This is a genomic window from Niastella soli, from assembly GCF_017742245.1.
Taxonomy (GTDB): Bacteria; Bacteroidota; Bacteroidia; order Chitinophagales; family Chitinophagaceae; genus Niastella; species Niastella soli.
Window position 1 is genome coordinate 388,996 of the sequence record NZ_JAGHKO010000001.1, and the last position, 16,347, is coordinate 405,342.

Sequence of the window (16,347 nt, forward strand, 5' to 3'; positions counted from 1 at the left end):
CGCTATTTTAGCAGAATAACAGCAGCAGCCAATGCACAAATTCAAAGCAACAATAGAACTCATAGGAATTAATCCCTTTGTATTTGTGCCCAATAAAATTTTAAAAGAAATCTTCATTCAGGCAGGAAAAGAAACCGGCTACATTCCCATTAAGGGCAATCTTAATAATAAAGCTTATAAACAAACGCTGGTAAGGTATAAAGGAGCCTGGCGACTGTATATCAATACGACCATGCTTACAAGATCTCCGGAAAGAATTGGAGAAAAAATTGAGCTTAGTATTGAATTTGATCCGGCAGACAGAACAATAAAACCTCATCCCCAATTAGTGAAGGCCCTAAAGGAAAATGCCGCCGCTAAAAAAGTGTTCGATAGCCTGCCGCCCTCCAGAAAAAAAGAAATAGTAAGATATATCGCTAATTTAAAAACCGCTGCAAGCATTGACAGGAACATTAAAAGGGCAATTGACTTTTTAATGGGCAGTGGTAATTTTATTGGAAGAGAAAAACCGTAGTGAATAGTTTCTAAATTGCATCATGAGCTAATCTAAATGAAAAAAGGCTTTTGCCTGATCCGTTAGGGCCTGCTACTATAAAAAGAACAGGGTTACTCATTATTGTAAAACCTTAATTACTTTTGTTTCAGAGTTGGAGATATCTATTTCAATGAGAACAGTATGACCGTTGGGATATTTATGAATGAACATATTGGGCTTTACACACAACTCGTTTCTATAAACGATAGGCAGATTCATTTTTCCATTTCTTCATCTAAAGCTTCTCTTAACCTGCTTTCTTTTTCTTCAGCAGTTAATTCAAACCAGTATTTCTGTCCGCTAGAGTCCATGTTGCACAAAATTAGTCCACCAAAAATAAAAAATTTCCTTCATTTCAACCCGCTGCCTAACCAACTGACTTACAATGCACAACTCTTTATCAAGCCACTCGTAAGCGTGATCTTTTTGTTTTCATTCTCCTCCTCTATCTCTACAAACTTTTCGAACCGGGCGCTGCGTTCAACTGTATAATCCTGCAGATGATAATAATTGGTGGTTTGCATTACCGGACCGTTTTGATAGCTGTTGGAGCCGTCGTATACCTTGGCTGTCTTTAATTGATTGAAACTATGGATCACCTGAACGAAATATTTACCGGGTTTCAAACCCTCAAACACAAACCGGCCTTCTGCATCGGCTACGGCTTCTATTCGGTATTTATAAGCCTCATCTGACATATACACCCAGGTTGTTTTGCTCTCTTTTTTCTCCCGCAATTTATACCACTCATCAAGATATGGCGTAACTGGCATCAATATTACTTTGGCGCCTGCAGCATCAAACCGTCTTCCATCGTATTTTGAACAGGCACGGCCACGAATAGTTGCCACCCCTCTGCTCAAGGCAGCTTTCGCCACTGTCGGATCAAAGGTACTTCCGGGGTACAGGATCTTTTTTCCTGAGGTACCGCTGGCGGCTATAGTACCGCCCAGATCGCTGTATTTCTTTCTGTCGAGGTTAGCCTGTTTAGTATTACCAAGCGCATCATATACCGCCGCCCGGTTATTATAGGCATCCAGGTTATTCGGGTTGTATTCGATGGCTTTTGTATAACAGGCAATAGCATCATTAAACTGTTGCTTGTTATGATGTATAAAACCCATATACATAAAACCGTAGGAAGAACGAGGATCGAGTTCAACCGCTTTTTTAAAATCCACCATAGCCTTCTCATCTTCTTTGGTGCTGTAATAATCTTCTCCGCGTGCCTGGTAGGCATAGCTGTATTTGGGGTTCAGCTCTATCGCTTTATTATGGTCTTTGAACGCCAGGTCCATTTGTTGTTTGACGCGATATACATTCCCTCTTGATACGTAAAAGTTAGCCTTTGTGGGACTCAGCTCTATGGCCTTGTTGTAATCAGCCATCGCCAGATCATACTTCTGCTGATCATAATAAATGTTTCCCCGGTTGCCATATACATCTGCATCTTTGGGTGTAAACTCCAGCACTTTATTATAATCAGCTATGGCCAGATCTGTCTTTTTCTGGATCCGGTATATTACCGCCCGGTTAAAATAGGAATCACTAACCCGTAAATCATACTTGATGTTCTTTGTGTATTCAGCAATCGCCTGATCGTATTGCTGCTGGTTATGGTAAATCCAACCGCGCAGAAAATACGGGTAACCATATTGCGCATTTATGTCGGTGGCTTTTGACAGGTCTGTCAATGCCAGGTCCATTTGGTTCTTGTCAAAATACAAACCCGCCCGCATCGCATAGGCACGTACAAACCGCGGGTTCATTTCAATAGCTTTGGTAAAATCGGCAAGGGCTTCGTCGGGTTTTGACTGGATGTTCTCCATCGACGCACGCATGAAGTATTCCATGCCCGATCTGGGCGAACGCAATAAACCCAGCGCTTTGTCGGCCTGCCTTTTTGCCTGCGGCATATTGTTCTGCGACTTGTAACATTCGGCCAGCTCTGCCTGAAACAGGACATTATTGGGGCTGAGCTTTATTGCTTTTTCTATAGCTGTCTGTGCAGCAGTTGAATTGCCTTCATATAACAGTCCGCCTGCCTGTACCAGGTAAGCCAGGGCATTGTTTTTATCAGCGGCAATTGCGTCAGCAGCAGTATTTTTTGCCTGCCTGAAATTGCCTTCCATCCATTGCGTTAAAGCCGTTTCGGCTGTTTGACTATAGGCAGAAGATACAGCACTGCCAGTAACAAGCAGCATTCCGAAAAAGTGGGAAATTCTTTTCATGGGTTTGAAATGGAAAGCAAAATAAATAAGGAATTGCCTTATTTCCCGAACAATCATCTTAATTAAGAAAGATTACCTGATTACCGGGATAAATTCTCTACTTATTTTTCGGTATATTTTCTTGTTCTAATGAGTTTTTAATTTTGTTTACATCCTCCTTCTTTTTTACCAACTTTGGTCCATGACTCGCACCATTCAATTAAAAACAGTACTACCCTATTCACCGGAATTGGTATGGCAGGCGTTAACTGATCCGGTCATTTTGGGCAGTTGGTTTATGCAGAATGACATTCAACCCATACCTGGCCACTACTTTACGTTTCGTATGGCCCCGCAAAAGGGCTGGGATGGCATCACCCACTGCGAGATCATAACCGTTGAAACACAAAAGCATATTGCCTATACCTACCGGGGAGAAGCCAGCGGAGAAAAAGCCCTTGCTTGCGCCGGAATCCATTCCAATACAGCCGATAAGATCACCAAAGGCATCTTTACAAAACTGGATACTGTTTTAAGCTTTACGTTGGAATCAACCTGCGGCGGCACCATCCTGCAAATGAAGCATTCTGGATATAAAGGACTGAAACTGGTGATCGTTAGCTTTATTATGCAAATGGGCTGGAAGAAACAGTTGAACAAAAAGCTTCCCAAAGCATTGGAAAAGCTGATAGCCAAAAAATAAGGGCCTCCCGATGTGCCGGGAAAGCCCTTTTGTTTAGCCATGAAACCCTATCTTCTTTAAACCAGATTGATCGTTACATTAATATTTCCACGGGTAGCTTTTGAATACGGACAGGTTGCATGTGCTGCTTCTACCAATTGTTGCGCTACTTCGGGGTCCAAACCAGGCAGGCTTACATTCAATCTTGCCTGTAATAGATAACCCTCACTGTTAGAACCCAGGTCTACTTCTGTATTCATCGCTGCATCTGCTGGTAATTTAATGCGCATTTTGCTGGCGGCAATTCCCATGGCACTGATGAAACAGGCTGACCAACCTGCAGCTAATAATTGCTCAGGATTTGTACCTTCCTGTTTTGTACCAGGTGTAGCCAGCTTTATATTTAACTGCTCATCTGAACTTTTTGCATTACCGCCATCCCGGCCACCGGTTATATGTACTTTTCCGGTATAAATCACTTTTTCTACTTCTGTTGTTGTGAATGTTAATGTTTCCATTTTTTTATTTTTTTAGTTGTTATAGAATGTTTTAATGAATTTATTTCTGATTGTTTGCTGCATCAATGATCACACTGGCTACAGCATTTGGTTGTGAAATGAATACTACGTGACTGCCCTTTATTTCCGTGATCTTCGCATTGGCCCGTTTATACATGGTGCGCTCAATGGCAGGGTTAAGAGCTTTGTCTTCTGTTGCTACAATACCATAGCTTGGTTTTGTTTTCCAGGAAGCATTGGTAACAGGGGCGCCAAAACAGGCTGCAAAAATGGGTACTTGCGAGGCGCTCATAAAATCAGCTTCTTCCTTACTTACATCGGCTGCAAACCCCGCATGGAATTTTGCTTTATCAAAATACAGTACGCCTTTATCATCCGGTGGCAGAATACCGCCTTCGCCAACCATGGGCAGCGACATAGCCAGTTGACCAGTGGTTTCACCTACATCTGGCAAAAATGCGGCGATATATACCAAGGCTGCTACTTTCGGGTGCGAACCTGCCTCCGTGATCACCGTTCCACCCCAGGAGTGACCTACCAGTATTGTTGGGCCATCCTGTTTGTCGAGCGCCCGCAAAGTAGCATCTACATCATCTTTTAAAGAAGTGAGGGGATTTTGAACAATAGTAACAGTATACCCTTTCTTAGCTAAGATCTTATACAATGATTTAAATCCTGACCCGTCTGCAAAAGCGCCGTGAACGATCACGATATTTTTTATACTTCCAGGTGTTGGTGCTGCCATACCCTGTACCGCCAACAGCAGGAACAATGTTACGGACATGCAAACCAGTAAGTAAATTCGTTTGGGTTGTAATAACAGTTGTTTCATTTTAATATTTGTATTAATAGTGAAGTATTGGTTTTAATTCATTCTGGCAGCAGCGGTAATACTACCATTACCTTTATTCTGAACAAAGCCGATCAATTCCCAGCCAGCCTGATTGAGCTCTGCAGGTATACTGATAGTCGCACTTTTGTCCTTTATCTCTACCGGTATCAGATCCCGGACAATTTGCACATGGCTCAACTTACGGCCTTCATTCTCCCCGGCCATTACATTCGAACTTGCTTTCTTTTGCACCAGGGCCAGGAATAACACTTTGTTTTTTTGCGGACCGGTTACTTCATATGATACCTGCACTTTGCCGCTATCAATTTTTCCTTGTAAGGTGAGGGCGTTCTCTGCGCCCTGGCTCAATGATGCATCGATCGCTTTTACAATAGACCGCTCATTGCTGCCTACGTACTCACTAACACCATTCACCACTACCTGTGGGGTATAAATGGTTTCCAGGTTCATCCAGTCGGAATACTGCCGTTGACGTGCTGTGAATTCCGAAGTACTGAATTTATCTTTCCATCCCAGGTGGTTCCAGTAATCAACATGAAACGCTACCACATACACCGGTTTGCCCGCATTTTCCGATTCCAGCTTTTCCAGTAACTTATCTGCTGGCGGACAACTTGAACAACCTTCTGAAGTATACAACTCTACCAGTGCAAACCCTTTGTTATCACCTTTTACTAACTGTTGATTTTGCTTGTCAGCCGCCGGGGTTTGACAGGCCACATCATTTAATGAAAGAGCACATACCGCTACTCCCGAGATCGCTACACAACCTGCTGCCTTTTTTATTTTCGTCCAGTTCATATAATTTATTTTAGTGTTCTTGTTGTTTGTTCCACAAATTGACGACAAACCCGCCAAAGAAAAATTGACAAAATGCCCGGTTAGGCAAATTGGACCTTGAAGTAGACAATTAAGGGCGCCAATAATCAGCCATTTAATTCTACATTTGACTCTACAAATGAGCACAAAAAATTTCACCATCTCCAATAAGATCATTTGGTTAAGCTCACTGGCGCTTGGCCTTTTGATGGCTGTTCCCAAAATTGCGGAACGGCCTTTCCACCTCTATGAGACAGTGGTCAATTGCAGCGTAACCGCGCTTTTCGGCCTGTTCGTATGGTACTATAACATCTTTACACTTCCCAAATTCACTCACAGGGATATTGCCAAAGGCCTGTCTGTAAGCCGCCTTATAATAAGTCTGATTACCGGTGTAGGCATTATGTTCTTACTGGCGCTGCTTCAACAGGAATTGATCACACACCTCGATTTTGGACCCAGCATGTTAATGATTGAAGTAAGGGGCGTGCTGGTGAATGTACTTTTCTATATGTTCATTCACTTCCTGTACCAGAATTATCTGCATCAAAAAGTGAGTATTGAATTGGAGCGAACAAAAATGGACAACCTCGCTGCCCAATACGAATTATTAAAACAACAGGTGAACCCGCATTTCCTGTTCAATAGCTTGAACACCCTGAAATACATGGTAGAGAACAGCGATGAACATTCAGTTGATTTCATTTTAAAACTGAGTGACTTTTACCGGTTTACCCTGGAAAGCAGAAAGCTTGATCTGATCCCTGTTTCGGAAGAATTGAATATACTCGAAGCCTATATCTTTCTGCAAAAGGCCCGGTTTGAAGATGGTCTTGATGTTTCCATTAACATCGACAAGGCACATTACTCATCAAAAATGCCACCGTTCACCCTGCAATTACTGATTGAAAATTGTATCAAGCATAACATAGTGTCATTGGAGAAACCATTACAGGTGCGCATCTATTCTGAGAATAATTTTATCATTGTGGAGAACAGGATCCAGTTAAAGCGAACAAAAGAAGCTTCAGCCGGGGTAGGTCTGGAAAACATTAAACAACGTTATTTACACCTGTTAGACAAGCAGGTGATCATTGAACCGAGCCAAACAAACTTTATTATAAAACTTCCTGTTACAAATGAGAATCGTAATTATTGAAGATGAGATAAAAGCCGCCAAATCACTGGCTAACATGATTGCAGCCATACGACCTACTGCAACCATTGTAGCCAGCTTACAAAGTGTCGAAAGCGCTGTGAACTTTTTTACCACCAATGATCAACCTGACCTGGTGTTTATGGATATTCAACTATCTGACGGGTTGGCTTTTGAAATATTTGAATCCGTTCAACTTCGCTGCCCGGTGGTGTTCTGCACAGCTTTTGGCGAATACGCCCTGGAAGCCATCAGGGCTAACGGCGTTGATTATATCCTGAAGCCATTTTCAAAAGAAGAAGTACAGAAGGCGTTTGAGAAAGTAGACAACCTGAAGAATTTTTTCCAGCAACATACCCAGCCCGATCTAAGCGGTTTACTGGCTAAAATAAGCGCGGCCAATAAAGGCAAGGAAAGCTTCCTGGTTTTTAAAGACAATAAATACATTACAGTTCAAACAGAACAGATCGCCTTTATTTACATCCGGTACGATACCACTACCATCACGACCTTCCAGAACCAAAGTTTTCCACTTACCCAATCGCTCGAAACGGTACAGGAACAGTTATCGCCCAAACAGTTTTACCGGCTTAACCGGCAATACCTGATAAACTTTAAAGCTATTAAGGAAGTAGAGCATTATTCAGCTCGTAAACTGTTTGTAAAGCTGGTACTGCCTACCCCTGATGAACTATTGATCGGGAAAGAAAAAACAACAGCATTCCTGGAGTGGATGGGAGACCGGTAAAACCCCGGCAATCGGCAGACGACAGACGGCAGACACGGTCCTTCGCTACGCTCAGGATCGTGAATCGTGAAACGGCAATGGGTCCCGGCGACGCTTCGCGTGTCGGGATTTGAAACTAATAATCAAACTTGCGCCACCGAAACTTCTTTGCCCATTTTCCGCGCAGAGGTGTATTGCTTGCAGCTTACAGCTTGCGGCTTGTAGCTGTCTCATTTATTCTTCTGAATAAACTTGCGGTGGTCCCTTCCCCAGTTGATCATTTCCATAATTATATTGCCAAAAGTGCGGCAGTATTCCGTGGGTTCGTATTCCACTGAAACCGGCGTATCATCGTATACGGTCCTTTTAACCAGCTTGTTCATTTCCATTTCCTTCAACTCCTTCGACAACATTCTGGTGGTTATACCCGGAATGCTTCGTTCTATTTCCCTGAAACGCCGGTTGCCATTACAAAGGGAATTAATAACCGGGATGCGCCATTTTCCCCCAATAAAATAAAGGGTATCCTGGAGCGACTTCAATTCTTCCGCCTGGTCTCTTTTCATGATCGTTAAAATAATTAACTGGTATACTCAATGATACTGGTTACAAAAGTATACCAATACGCCGATACCTTTGTAAAAAATATTTAACAATGGAAAAGTTCAGCAATAAAGTGGCAATTGTTACCGGTGGAAACAGTGGTATTGGTTATGCCACCGCCAAAGAGCTGGTAGCACAGGGCGCTACCGTGATCATCACCGGCCGCCGTAAAGAAGCTATTGAAAAAGCAGCAAAGGAATTAGGCGCCATCCCATTTGTGGCCGATCAGGCCAGTTTAACAGATACAGACAATTTGGTCAAAGGGGTTCAACAGAAATTTGGTAAAGTAGATATCCTGTTTATCAATGCAGGCATTGTGGGTTCTATGGGTCCCATTGAAAGCCAGGAGGAAGAAAACTTCGACAATGTAATGGACATCAATTTTAAAGGGGCTTATTTCACCCTGAGTAAGTTTATACCCCTGCTGGCCGAAGGAGCTTCGGTGGTGATCTTATCTTCCATTGTAGCCTCCACCTATAAGCCCAACAGTTCAATTTATCAGGCCAGCAAAGCAGCATTGAATTCGATAGCCAAAACCGCTGCAGCCGAACTGGCGCCCAGAAAGATCAGGGTAAATATTGTAAGCCCGGGCCCTACCCGTACAGAAGTAATGACTAAATCAGGCATGGATGAAACCACTGTAAATAATATAATGCACCATCTTACCAATACCATCCCGCTTAAAAAGATCGGCACGGCCGAAGATGTGGCCAAACTGGTCACTTATTTAAGTGATGAAAGCGCTTCTTTTATTACAGGTTCTGAGTTTGTTATAGATGGGGGCCTTACGTTGTAAATAAACAGCTTCCAGTATTACGGCACGTAATACTGGAAGCCATTGCTGGTTGAAAGAATTAAATGATTATTTTTTGTTACAAAATAATCGTCCGACCTCACGGGATCGATCCTGGTAAAAGTAACCAAATCAGTTGTGCTAATTAACTCATGCTCGTTTCTTGCATAAAAATAATAAACGCCATTGAATTTATTTATTTTGAATACACCATTGTATTGAGTTGGATATATATAATTCCAGGTTTGACCTCTGTCTTTTGAAACATATAAGCCGGCCCCAACCGTTTTACTCGAACAACCAACAAACACATAATCATTATCGTCAACATAAACCGATGTTATAGCGGTGTCCTTATCTAATGTCCATAATTTGGTCCAATTATCTCCTCCGTCTGTTGAGATAACTAACGCCTCAAAATGCTTGGCAAACAGCGTCCCATCTTTTAATGAAACAGGATCTGAAAATTTGGAAAGATAGGGATTCGGAGTGTTAATTTGGCGCCAGTTTAAACCTTTATCGTTTGATAGGTATGCCGTACCCAAGTAAGCCCAGAATAGTATTCCCGATTGGGTATAGTAAACATCTCCTGTACTAGCATAAGTCGGTATATTATTTCTGGTTTCCCAGGTTAAACCACCGTCCTTTGAATAGTACACGCTCTTATAATAGGCACTTAAAAACATTTCATTCGAGGGAGTTGTAACCATTCTCGCATAGTTCTTAATATTAGGAGAAGTTTTCATCCTGGTCCAGGTTACCCCTTCATCATCTGAGTAATAAATATAACTATTGAAGGAGTCAAAAGTGTTAGTAGCAGATAGGATTCTTCCTGAAGACAGTTGGGCAAAAGCCACACTATAACCCTGAGGTGAACAACCTGACTTATGCCAGCCTTTTTCTGATGCTTTCACACCCGTGGCGGTAATAGTCAAAGAATCCTGGGGGCGCTTCAATGAATCCCAAACAGTTACCTTTGCATATTGCGTACCAATGATCCCGTTTAACTCCCAGGAAAAAGATACTGTCACCGAATCAGGGGGCTCTTTAGTATATGTACCTGGATGATAGTATTCTTGTGCCCTTATTATTTTATTATTGTCGCAATCATAGGTATCAAAACGGATCGTAAATGCGCCGGGTATATGACCATCCTGCGTTAGTTTAACTAGAATCGGTTCTTTTAAACTTTGGCCAACAGTATCCGTTTGTCCGCCCCCACCTACTAATTTTAATTTCAACCCCGCTTTTGTAGAATCACCTACTACTGTAGTGTCACCCGGTACTACCGGATCGTCTGTTACTGGAGTATCTATATCATTATTCTTTTTACAGGCAGTACTTAGTACTATCAATAGCATCCAAACAGCCACCAATAGATGCTTAAACAGGGTGATGGGATTTTTACGCATAAGAATCGATTCAAACAACAAAAATAGATCATTAAAAAAAAACATGGTGAACTGTTTAATAAGCGTGTGGATTTGGCCTATAACTGTGCTTATTTGAACAATAAGTGTGAATTATACTTAAATCAGGATTGGATAAATGTACCGTAAGAATAACGAGAGCGCGCACGACTTGGCAGCCCTGTCGCAAAGCTAATTCTCCAACTGCTTTTTAATCCAATCAATCGATTCCTGGTTGGTTTCACATTAAAACCGCACTTTAAGCATTGACCGTTAGGGCAAATTCACATAATAAATATCCATAATACAGCAGGAAGGTTATGGATTTCATCGCACAATCAGTATCTTCACGCCCGATTTACCCGGTATCCTAACCTGATTTAAAAGATGAAAAGATTTGCTGTTATTCTGTTAACTGCGCTGGTGTTTGCTCATTGTACCGATAGCGACGGGGCTAAGGATAGCAAACCAAAACCCAGTACTCCTAAAAAAACCGAAAAAAAGACGGTTAAACCTACCGTCCCTACTACTCCAGTTTTCACCGGTCCCAGATTGGAATTCCTGAAATCAATTCCCGGCTCTATTGATGGCTGTGGTGAATTTTTCACCTATGACACCTGTAAAATGAGCGACGAAAAGTATGTTTTCCTCTCCGATATGGGTGATTTCGCCCTTATAAGGATCAAGGGAAAGGACATTCAGCTCAAAAAGAACAGGCGGGAGTCAAAGCAACTGAATGCCATCAGCTCTGTGGAGGTATATTATGCGGTGGGCTATAAAGTGATCCTCCGTAAGAAGGAAGAAAAGGTTGTTGATGAACTATATACCTATTCCGGCACCATACAAATTATCAGTAAAAAAATAAAAACTACGTTTAAAGTGCGGGGCGAAGGTGGGTGTTAGAGTTAGTTTTAATACACCGTTATGAAAAAACTGTTCTTCCTGGCTGGTTTGGTCGCCCTGTTTAGCTGCGACCGGCCCAAACCAATAAAATCAAAAGGTGGTATTGAATACAAAGGCAGGTTTAAAGGCCTGTTCGCCCAGTATGTAAATATTGCCATCGATACCCTGGAAGTTCATTCGCCCGATAACAACGACAGTACCTGCATTGGCCGCCCAATCGACAGCCTGAATGCTTTATTATTTCCCGCTGAGATAGCGCAGCACCATTCCAGTGAAAACCCTGAGTTGTTCGCCATTTACAAATTCATGATCGATAGCGCCCGTGTGGGTCTATTAACAAGGACCCCTTCGGAATATGAGCCCTCTTCCGTTAAATTGTTCTTTTTCGACCGAAGAAAAGACAGTCTTACTTCACATATAGAACTGGGAGAAATTTGGGGCGATGCCGGGGATTTTCTGAAAAAGACAAGCTGGCTCTTCAGAGATACCAGCAGTAAACATCTGCAGGCGCTCATAGAAGAGTTCCAGGGCCACGATAACAGTGTAGATAACCCACAGGATACTACCACCGAAAAGCGATATCTCTATACGCTGATAGACTTTACCAAGAACGGGCTGGATACTGTTTTTATCGACGAAGAACAACTGCCGAAAAAATACAGCCCATTGCTCAGTCAGCGCACACAGCGTTAAGCGTTAGCCTTCTTTAAGGCTCTTAAAATATTCTTTTATCAACGCTGTATACAGCTTATTACGCGTTACATTTAAGCGTACCTGTGCATCTTTAGCCAGTTCCTCATCGGCCAGAATACTCTTGGCAACCGCATTGGCTTCGAACATTCTTTCCTGCATCTCCTTTTGTTTGGCGCTAAGGACCCGCCCGCTCATATCGGGATATTTACTCACCACGGTTTTGTCGCCATATTGCTTGAAACAAATTTCTTTATTCATCTGACCCGAAAGCAGCCGGAGCAATACACTATTACTTATAGCCATAATGGTAGAATTTACATACTGAATATAACTAATATTTCTGTATGGTAGCTCATATCCTGGGGTTTTCTTACGGTTATCCTGGTGTTATTTCGGGGTTATCCTGGGCTTTTAACCCTAAGATGACCCTAAGATAACCCCAGGATGCCCCTAGGATGACCCTAGGATGAAGGCTTGGCCCGCCGAATCCGCCGACTGGCGGAGAAGGAGGGCCGTCTCCCGGCGATACCAAATGAAAAAGCCCTCCCGATCTATCGAGAAGGCTTTGTTTTATAAAAAGTTCTGTATGAAATAATTAGTCGCCCCAGATCTCGTCTTTTCCGCTGAGCCAGGATTTTACCAGATCGGTAGTTACTGACTTCGGACGTTCGAGGGCAAAACCCAGTGCTCTGTCCCAAATAAGACTGGCCAGTACGCCTAATGAGCGGCTAACCCCAAACAGTACAGTATAGAATTCATACTCCTTCATGCCGTAGTGAACCAGCAGGGCGCCACTGTGTGCATCCACATTGGGCCATGGGTTTTTAACCTTGCCCAGTGACTCCAGAATGGGGGGAACTACATCATATATATTCCAAACGATCTGTACCAGCGGGTCTTCAGGGAAATGACGTTTCGCAAAATCCATTTGGGCAGTGAAACGAGGGTCGGTTTTACGCAATACAGCGTGACCATAACCAGGAACCACTTTACCAGAAGACAGCGTATTTTTTACGTAAGTTTCAATTTGTCCTTTTGTAGGCACCTCAGTTTTCAGTTCTTGCTGCATCTCCGTGATCCACTTCACCACTTCCTGGTTAGCCAGGCCGTGTAAGGGGCCAGCCAAACCATTCATCCCCGCAGCAAGGCTCAGATAAGGATCGCTTAACGCAGAACCAACCAGGTGCGTAGTATGGGCCGATACGTTTCCACCTTCATGGTCGGCATGAATGGTCATGTACAAACGCATCAGTTCTTTAAAGCTTTCATCTTCGAAACCGAGCATGTGTGCCAGGTTACCAGCCCAGTCGAGCAGGCCATTGGGTTGAATATGCTGGTTGTTATGATATTTACGACGGTATATGTAAGCGGCTACACGGGGTAAACGGGCGATGAGGTCCATTGAATCATCGAACACGGCATCCCAGTAGTCCTTTTTGTTCATGCCATCTGCATAACGGCGGGCAAAGTTACTTTCAGTTTGCAGGGCCATAATACCCGATACAAACATGGTCATGGGGTGAGCAGTTACAGGGAGTGCATCAATAGCGGCAAAAACGTGATTGGGAACATGTGAACGGCGCTGCCAGCTGCTGGTAATATAGGCCACCGCTTCTTCATCGGGTAATTCGCCAATCAGCATTAGGTAGAACAAGCCTTCAGGTAAAGGTTCATTGCCACCGGGTACTTTGGGTAAACTTTTTTGTAGATCTGGGATTGAATAACCACGGAAACGGATCCCTTCTTTTGCATCGAGTAATGATGTTTCTGACACCAGGCCGGTTATTCCACGCATTCCCTGGTAGATCTGGGACAATTGAACTTCGCCGATTTTTTTAGAACCATTTTGCTTTAACAGCTCTTTTACTTCGGTCGCGTGTGCCTCTGCCTTTACCTTAAACCGATCTTTAAGTATTCCCATGATGCAGTATGATTATTTGTAAATATGTAATAATGAGATAGAACTTTGGCTAAAGTTATAACAAACCCCCTCAAAAGAACAAAATTAATTCAGCAATGATTATGATCGCAATAAACAACAACCGCTTAACTATATTAATATTTCTTTAATGTATATATTTATTTTGGTGCAATACGATACATCCAGACTGCAAAAATTGAAAATATTATGTTCGGCGTCCAGGCGGCGAGCATAGGAGGAAAGTTTCCTTTGGTAGAAAAGGTGAGTGAAAACTTGTCCATCACCACAAAGAAAGCGGCGGCAACAATACCTATAGCCAGGTTTAAACCACTTCCACCGCGTGTTTTACGTGCAGCTACTACTGCGCCTATTAATGTTAAGATGAATACTGAGATGGGGTTGGCGTCGCGGCGATACCGTTCTACTTTATAGTCGTTCAAGTTCTCGGCCCCGCGGCGTTCTTCGCTTTTTATATACCGCACCAGTTCCGGCGTGGTCATTTTATCCTTTAAGTATTTATCGAATTTGATCTCGCTTGGCTTCAGGTTCAAATTCAGCGTCATTTCAGGAATGGTCTTCGTGATCTCCTTCACCCCTACAATTCTCCGCTCTACTGCGTTTTGTAATTTCCAGGTCTTTTTAGCAGTGTCCCACTTCAGGTAATCGGCCCGCAGGTTATAGGTCATTTTATAGCCACTTAACCTGTCCATATAAAAATCGTTGGCCGATTTGGTAGCAGTATCATAATTGCGCATGCCGGCAAACGTATTGGCATCGACCCTGAAATAATAATGGCGGGTACGCTTGGCGGCCTCGCCCTGCTCGTAAGAGCTTTTACTATCTATGTAGGTTGCCTGAAAATTGGCACGCAACAACATGGCTTTGGGAATGAACCATTGGGTTGCCACCCAGAAAGTACCACCCAGCAGTAATGCCCCCAGAAAGTACGGGCGCAACATTCGGTTGAACCGGACACCGCCGGCCAGGATGGCTATTAACTCGCTTTTACCCGCCATTTTGGAGGTAAAGAAGATAGTGGCGATGAACACCATCAGCGGAAAGATCATGGAAATAATGAACGGAACAAACCCGAAATAATACTGCGTAATGATCTTGGAGGTGGGTAACCCGGATTTCACAAAGTCATCGGCCTTTTCGCTGGTATCGATCGCGACGGCAATTACACAAAAGATCAACACCATGAAAACGGTGGTGGAGATGAACTTTTTTAATATGTACCAATCAATTTTCTTTATCATTCGATAGCACGCAATGTACGGCGGGGCAAATGTAGCAACAAAAGGGCAGTTTGCTAAGCCTAAGCATTAGTTCTTAGTTAAACTTTAGGAATCTGCTAAAATAGTAACTTCCCGGGGGAAATGAGGAATGGGCAATGGGCAATGAAATGATAAGTAGGCAGAGGTAAACAGAAGGTAAAGATCAATCCTAAGTCGTGAAACGGGAAAGTCTTTATTGCAGAACCCTGCTTTTTTTCGGCAATCGGCAATGGAATATTGTACGATGCTCCACGCTGCGCGTGTCGCTTAAAAGGCGGAAGATTTTTGACGACGCAAATAGTTATTACTTAAAAATATCGCTAACCATTTGCCGTCTGCCGTCTTCCTTTTTCCCACTGCCCACTGCCTTTCAACGGAAACTTATTTACGGAAATACCACAAATGAAAACAACGATGCACAGACTTGTCCTGACCTTATTACTGGCCTTTGCCATGACAAATTTATCAGCCCAGTTTCAGCAATTGTACGAAAAGAAAGAATTCATCACCGGTGGTGACACATTACGCTATCGCATCCTATACCCGCTTAACTACGATGCGCATAAAAAATACCCGCTTATTATGTTCCTGCATGGCTCTGGCGAACGGGGTAATAACAATGAAGCCCAGTTAACACACGGCGGCAAACTGTTTGCCGATTCAGCCATTCGCCAGCAATTCCCTGCCATTGTGATCTTTCCCCAATGCCCCCAGGCAGACTGGTGGGCCCGTATAATCCGTGATCCTAATAACAAAGATTCCCTGGGCCAATACCTTATTAAAAGTGAGCAACCCATTGGAAAAAGCCTTGGCCTGGTAAGCCAGCTGCTCGATACTCTGGCGGCCAGCGGTACTGTAAACACCCGGAAAATATACCTGGGTGGTTTATCAATGGGCGGTATGGGCACCTTTGAACTCCTGTGGCGTAAACCCAATTTCTTTGCGGCTGCTATTCCCATTTGTGGGGCTGGTGATCCGAATAAAGTAACGCTGTATGCCAGAAAATTCCCGCTCTGGATCTTTCATGGCGATAGTGATCCAGCTGTGCCGGTTAGTAATTCACGGCTTATGAACAATGCACTAAAAGCTGCCGGTGCTAAAGTGAAATATACTGAGTATCCCGGAGTGGGTCACAATAGTTGGGATAATGCGTTTGCTGAGGCAGGTTTATTACCCTGGTTATTTAAGCAAAAGAAGTAGCTTTTGAAAGGCAATAGGCAATGGGCAATGGGCAATGGGTCCGTTCGC

General features: G+C 43.2%; 17 protein-coding genes. 8 read left to right on the forward strand and 9 right to left on the reverse strand.

What is annotated here, in order from left to right:
- Window positions 1-31: 31 nt before the first annotated feature.
- Entirely contained in the window at window positions 32-514 is a 483-nt protein-coding gene (locus tag J7I42_RS01405) for a YdeI/OmpD-associated family protein (RefSeq protein ID WP_209136982.1), read from the forward strand.
- 401 nt (window positions 515-915) lie between these two features.
- Here J7I42_RS01405 and J7I42_RS01410 read toward each other — a convergent pair whose 3' ends face one another.
- Window positions 916-2,766 carry a tetratricopeptide repeat protein gene (locus J7I42_RS01410; RefSeq protein WP_209136983.1) on the reverse strand — a complete coding sequence of 617 codons (1,851 nt, stop codon included), beginning with the start codon at window positions 2,764-2,766 and terminating at the stop codon, window positions 916-918.
- A 181-nt stretch (window positions 2,767-2,947) separates the two neighbouring features.
- Here J7I42_RS01410 and J7I42_RS01415 point away from each other — a divergent pair, with 181 nt between their 5' ends.
- On the forward strand, window positions 2,948-3,448 hold the full coding sequence (locus J7I42_RS01415) for an SRPBCC family protein (RefSeq protein ID WP_209136984.1): 501 nt from the start codon (window positions 2,948-2,950) through the stop codon (window positions 3,446-3,448).
- A gap of 56 nt (window positions 3,449-3,504) precedes the next feature.
- Here J7I42_RS01415 and J7I42_RS01420 read toward each other — a convergent pair whose 3' ends face one another.
- The 3 genes from J7I42_RS01420 to J7I42_RS01430 are packed head-to-tail and all read right to left on the reverse strand — an operon-like array spanning window position 3,505 to window position 5,599.
- On the reverse strand, window positions 3,505-3,945 hold the full coding sequence (locus J7I42_RS01420; protein WP_209136985.1) for an organic hydroperoxide resistance protein: 441 nt from the start codon (window positions 3,943-3,945) through the stop codon (window positions 3,505-3,507).
- 40 nt (window positions 3,946-3,985) lie between these two features.
- Entirely contained in the window at window positions 3,986-4,777 is a 792-nt protein-coding gene (locus J7I42_RS01425; RefSeq protein ID WP_209136986.1) for an alpha/beta hydrolase, read from the reverse strand.
- Window positions 4,778-4,810: 33 nt separating this feature from the next.
- Window positions 4,811-5,599, reverse strand: coding sequence for a DUF1223 domain-containing protein (locus J7I42_RS01430; RefSeq protein ID WP_209136987.1), 789 nt, complete (start codon window positions 5,597-5,599; stop codon window positions 4,811-4,813).
- A gap of 157 nt (window positions 5,600-5,756) precedes the next feature.
- On the opposite strand from J7I42_RS01430, the gene J7I42_RS01435 reads away from it, so the two are divergent.
- Together J7I42_RS01435 and J7I42_RS01440 are read left to right on the forward strand one after the other, a co-directional pair.
- Window positions 5,757-6,776: a sensor histidine kinase gene (locus J7I42_RS01435; protein ID WP_209136988.1), complete on the forward strand. Its 1,020-nt coding sequence runs from the start codon at window positions 5,757-5,759 to the stop codon at window positions 6,774-6,776.
- On the forward strand, window positions 6,757-7,521 hold the full coding sequence (locus J7I42_RS01440; RefSeq protein ID WP_209136989.1) for a LytR/AlgR family response regulator transcription factor: 765 nt from the start codon (window positions 6,757-6,759) through the stop codon (window positions 7,519-7,521). Before J7I42_RS01435 ends, J7I42_RS01440 begins: the two co-directional genes overlap by 20 nt.
- 209 nt (window positions 7,522-7,730) lie before the next feature.
- Here J7I42_RS01440 and J7I42_RS01445 read toward each other — a convergent pair whose 3' ends face one another.
- Window positions 7,731-8,066, reverse strand: a complete 336-nt coding sequence (locus J7I42_RS01445) for a winged helix-turn-helix transcriptional regulator (protein ID WP_209136990.1) — start codon at window positions 8,064-8,066, stop codon at window positions 7,731-7,733.
- Window positions 8,067-8,155: 89 nt separating this feature from the next.
- On the opposite strand from J7I42_RS01445, the gene J7I42_RS01450 reads away from it, so the two are divergent.
- Entirely contained in the window at window positions 8,156-8,899 is a 744-nt protein-coding gene (locus tag J7I42_RS01450) for a glucose 1-dehydrogenase (protein WP_209136991.1), read from the forward strand.
- Between the two features lie 17 nt (window positions 8,900-8,916).
- Here the strand turns inward: J7I42_RS01450 and J7I42_RS01455 are convergent, their stop codons facing one another.
- Window positions 8,917-10,353, reverse strand: coding sequence for a WD40/YVTN/BNR-like repeat-containing protein (locus tag J7I42_RS01455; protein ID WP_209136992.1), 1,437 nt, complete (start codon window positions 10,351-10,353; stop codon window positions 8,917-8,919).
- Window positions 10,354-10,692: 339 nt separating this feature from the next.
- On the opposite strand from J7I42_RS01455, the gene J7I42_RS01460 reads away from it, so the two are divergent.
- Both J7I42_RS01460 and J7I42_RS01465 read left to right on the forward strand, forming a co-directional pair.
- Window positions 10,693-11,208, forward strand: coding sequence for a hypothetical protein (locus J7I42_RS01460; protein ID WP_209136993.1), 516 nt, complete (start codon window positions 10,693-10,695; stop codon window positions 11,206-11,208).
- 21 nt (window positions 11,209-11,229) lie between these two features.
- A complete protein-coding gene (locus J7I42_RS01465) occupies window positions 11,230-11,901 on the forward strand; it encodes a hypothetical protein (RefSeq protein WP_209136994.1) in 672 nt (223 codons plus the stop codon).
- 3 nt (window positions 11,902-11,904) lie between these two features.
- Here the strand turns inward: J7I42_RS01465 and J7I42_RS01470 are convergent, their stop codons facing one another.
- The 3 genes from J7I42_RS01470 to J7I42_RS01480 all read right to left on the reverse strand — a co-directional run bounded on the left by J7I42_RS01470 (window position 11,905) and on the right by J7I42_RS01480 (window position 15,081).
- Window positions 11,905-12,204, reverse strand: coding sequence for a hypothetical protein (locus J7I42_RS01470; protein WP_209136995.1), 300 nt, complete (start codon window positions 12,202-12,204; stop codon window positions 11,905-11,907).
- A 292-nt stretch (window positions 12,205-12,496) separates the two neighbouring features.
- Window positions 12,497-13,822: a citrate (Si)-synthase, eukaryotic gene (locus J7I42_RS01475; protein ID WP_209136996.1), complete on the reverse strand. Its 1,326-nt coding sequence runs from the start codon at window positions 13,820-13,822 to the stop codon at window positions 12,497-12,499.
- Between the two features lie 158 nt (window positions 13,823-13,980).
- Window positions 13,981-15,081, reverse strand: coding sequence for an LptF/LptG family permease (locus tag J7I42_RS01480; protein WP_209136997.1), 1,101 nt, complete (start codon window positions 15,079-15,081; stop codon window positions 13,981-13,983).
- 432 nt (window positions 15,082-15,513) lie between these two features.
- Between J7I42_RS01480 and J7I42_RS01485 the strand changes: the two genes are divergently transcribed.
- Window positions 15,514-16,299, forward strand: coding sequence for a carboxylesterase family protein (locus tag J7I42_RS01485; RefSeq protein WP_209136998.1), 786 nt, complete (start codon window positions 15,514-15,516; stop codon window positions 16,297-16,299).
- Window positions 16,300-16,347: the final 48 nt, after the last annotated feature.

Bases quoted from the DNA above. Each gene is read 5' to 3' on its own strand.
- J7I42_RS01405 (WP_209136982.1), top strand. From the start codon at position 32: ATGCACAAATTCAAAGCAACAATAGAACTCATAGGAATTAATCCCTTT.
- J7I42_RS01410 (WP_209136983.1), bottom strand. From the start codon at position 2,766: ATGAAAAGAATTTCCCACTTTTTCGGAATGCTGCTTGTTACTGGCAGT.
- J7I42_RS01415 (WP_209136984.1), top strand. From the start codon at position 2,948: ATGACTCGCACCATTCAATTAAAAACAGTACTACCCTATTCACCGGAA.
- J7I42_RS01420 (WP_209136985.1), bottom strand. From the start codon at position 3,945: ATGGAAACATTAACATTCACAACAACAGAAGTAGAAAAAGTGATTTAT.
- J7I42_RS01425 (WP_209136986.1), bottom strand. From the start codon at position 4,777: ATGAAACAACTGTTATTACAACCCAAACGAATTTACTTACTGGTTTGC.
- J7I42_RS01430 (WP_209136987.1), bottom strand. From the start codon at position 5,599: ATGAACTGGACGAAAATAAAAAAGGCAGCAGGTTGTGTAGCGATCTCG.
- J7I42_RS01435 (WP_209136988.1), top strand. From the start codon at position 5,757: ATGAGCACAAAAAATTTCACCATCTCCAATAAGATCATTTGGTTAAGC.
- J7I42_RS01440 (WP_209136989.1), top strand. From the start codon at position 6,757: ATGAGAATCGTAATTATTGAAGATGAGATAAAAGCCGCCAAATCACTG.
- J7I42_RS01445 (WP_209136990.1), bottom strand. From the start codon at position 8,066: ATGAAAAGAGACCAGGCGGAAGAATTGAAGTCGCTCCAGGATACCCTT.
- J7I42_RS01450 (WP_209136991.1), top strand. From the start codon at position 8,156: ATGGAAAAGTTCAGCAATAAAGTGGCAATTGTTACCGGTGGAAACAGT.
- J7I42_RS01455 (WP_209136992.1), bottom strand. From the start codon at position 10,353: ATGTTTTTTTTTAATGATCTATTTTTGTTGTTTGAATCGATTCTTATG.
- J7I42_RS01460 (WP_209136993.1), top strand. From the start codon at position 10,693: ATGAAAAGATTTGCTGTTATTCTGTTAACTGCGCTGGTGTTTGCTCAT.
- J7I42_RS01465 (WP_209136994.1), top strand. From the start codon at position 11,230: ATGAAAAAACTGTTCTTCCTGGCTGGTTTGGTCGCCCTGTTTAGCTGC.
- J7I42_RS01470 (WP_209136995.1), bottom strand. From the start codon at position 12,204: ATGGCTATAAGTAATAGTGTATTGCTCCGGCTGCTTTCGGGTCAGATG.
- J7I42_RS01475 (WP_209136996.1), bottom strand. From the start codon at position 13,822: ATGGGAATACTTAAAGATCGGTTTAAGGTAAAGGCAGAGGCACACGCG.
- J7I42_RS01480 (WP_209136997.1), bottom strand. From the start codon at position 15,081: ATGATAAAGAAAATTGATTGGTACATATTAAAAAAGTTCATCTCCACC.
- J7I42_RS01485 (WP_209136998.1), top strand. From the start codon at position 15,514: ATGCACAGACTTGTCCTGACCTTATTACTGGCCTTTGCCATGACAAAT.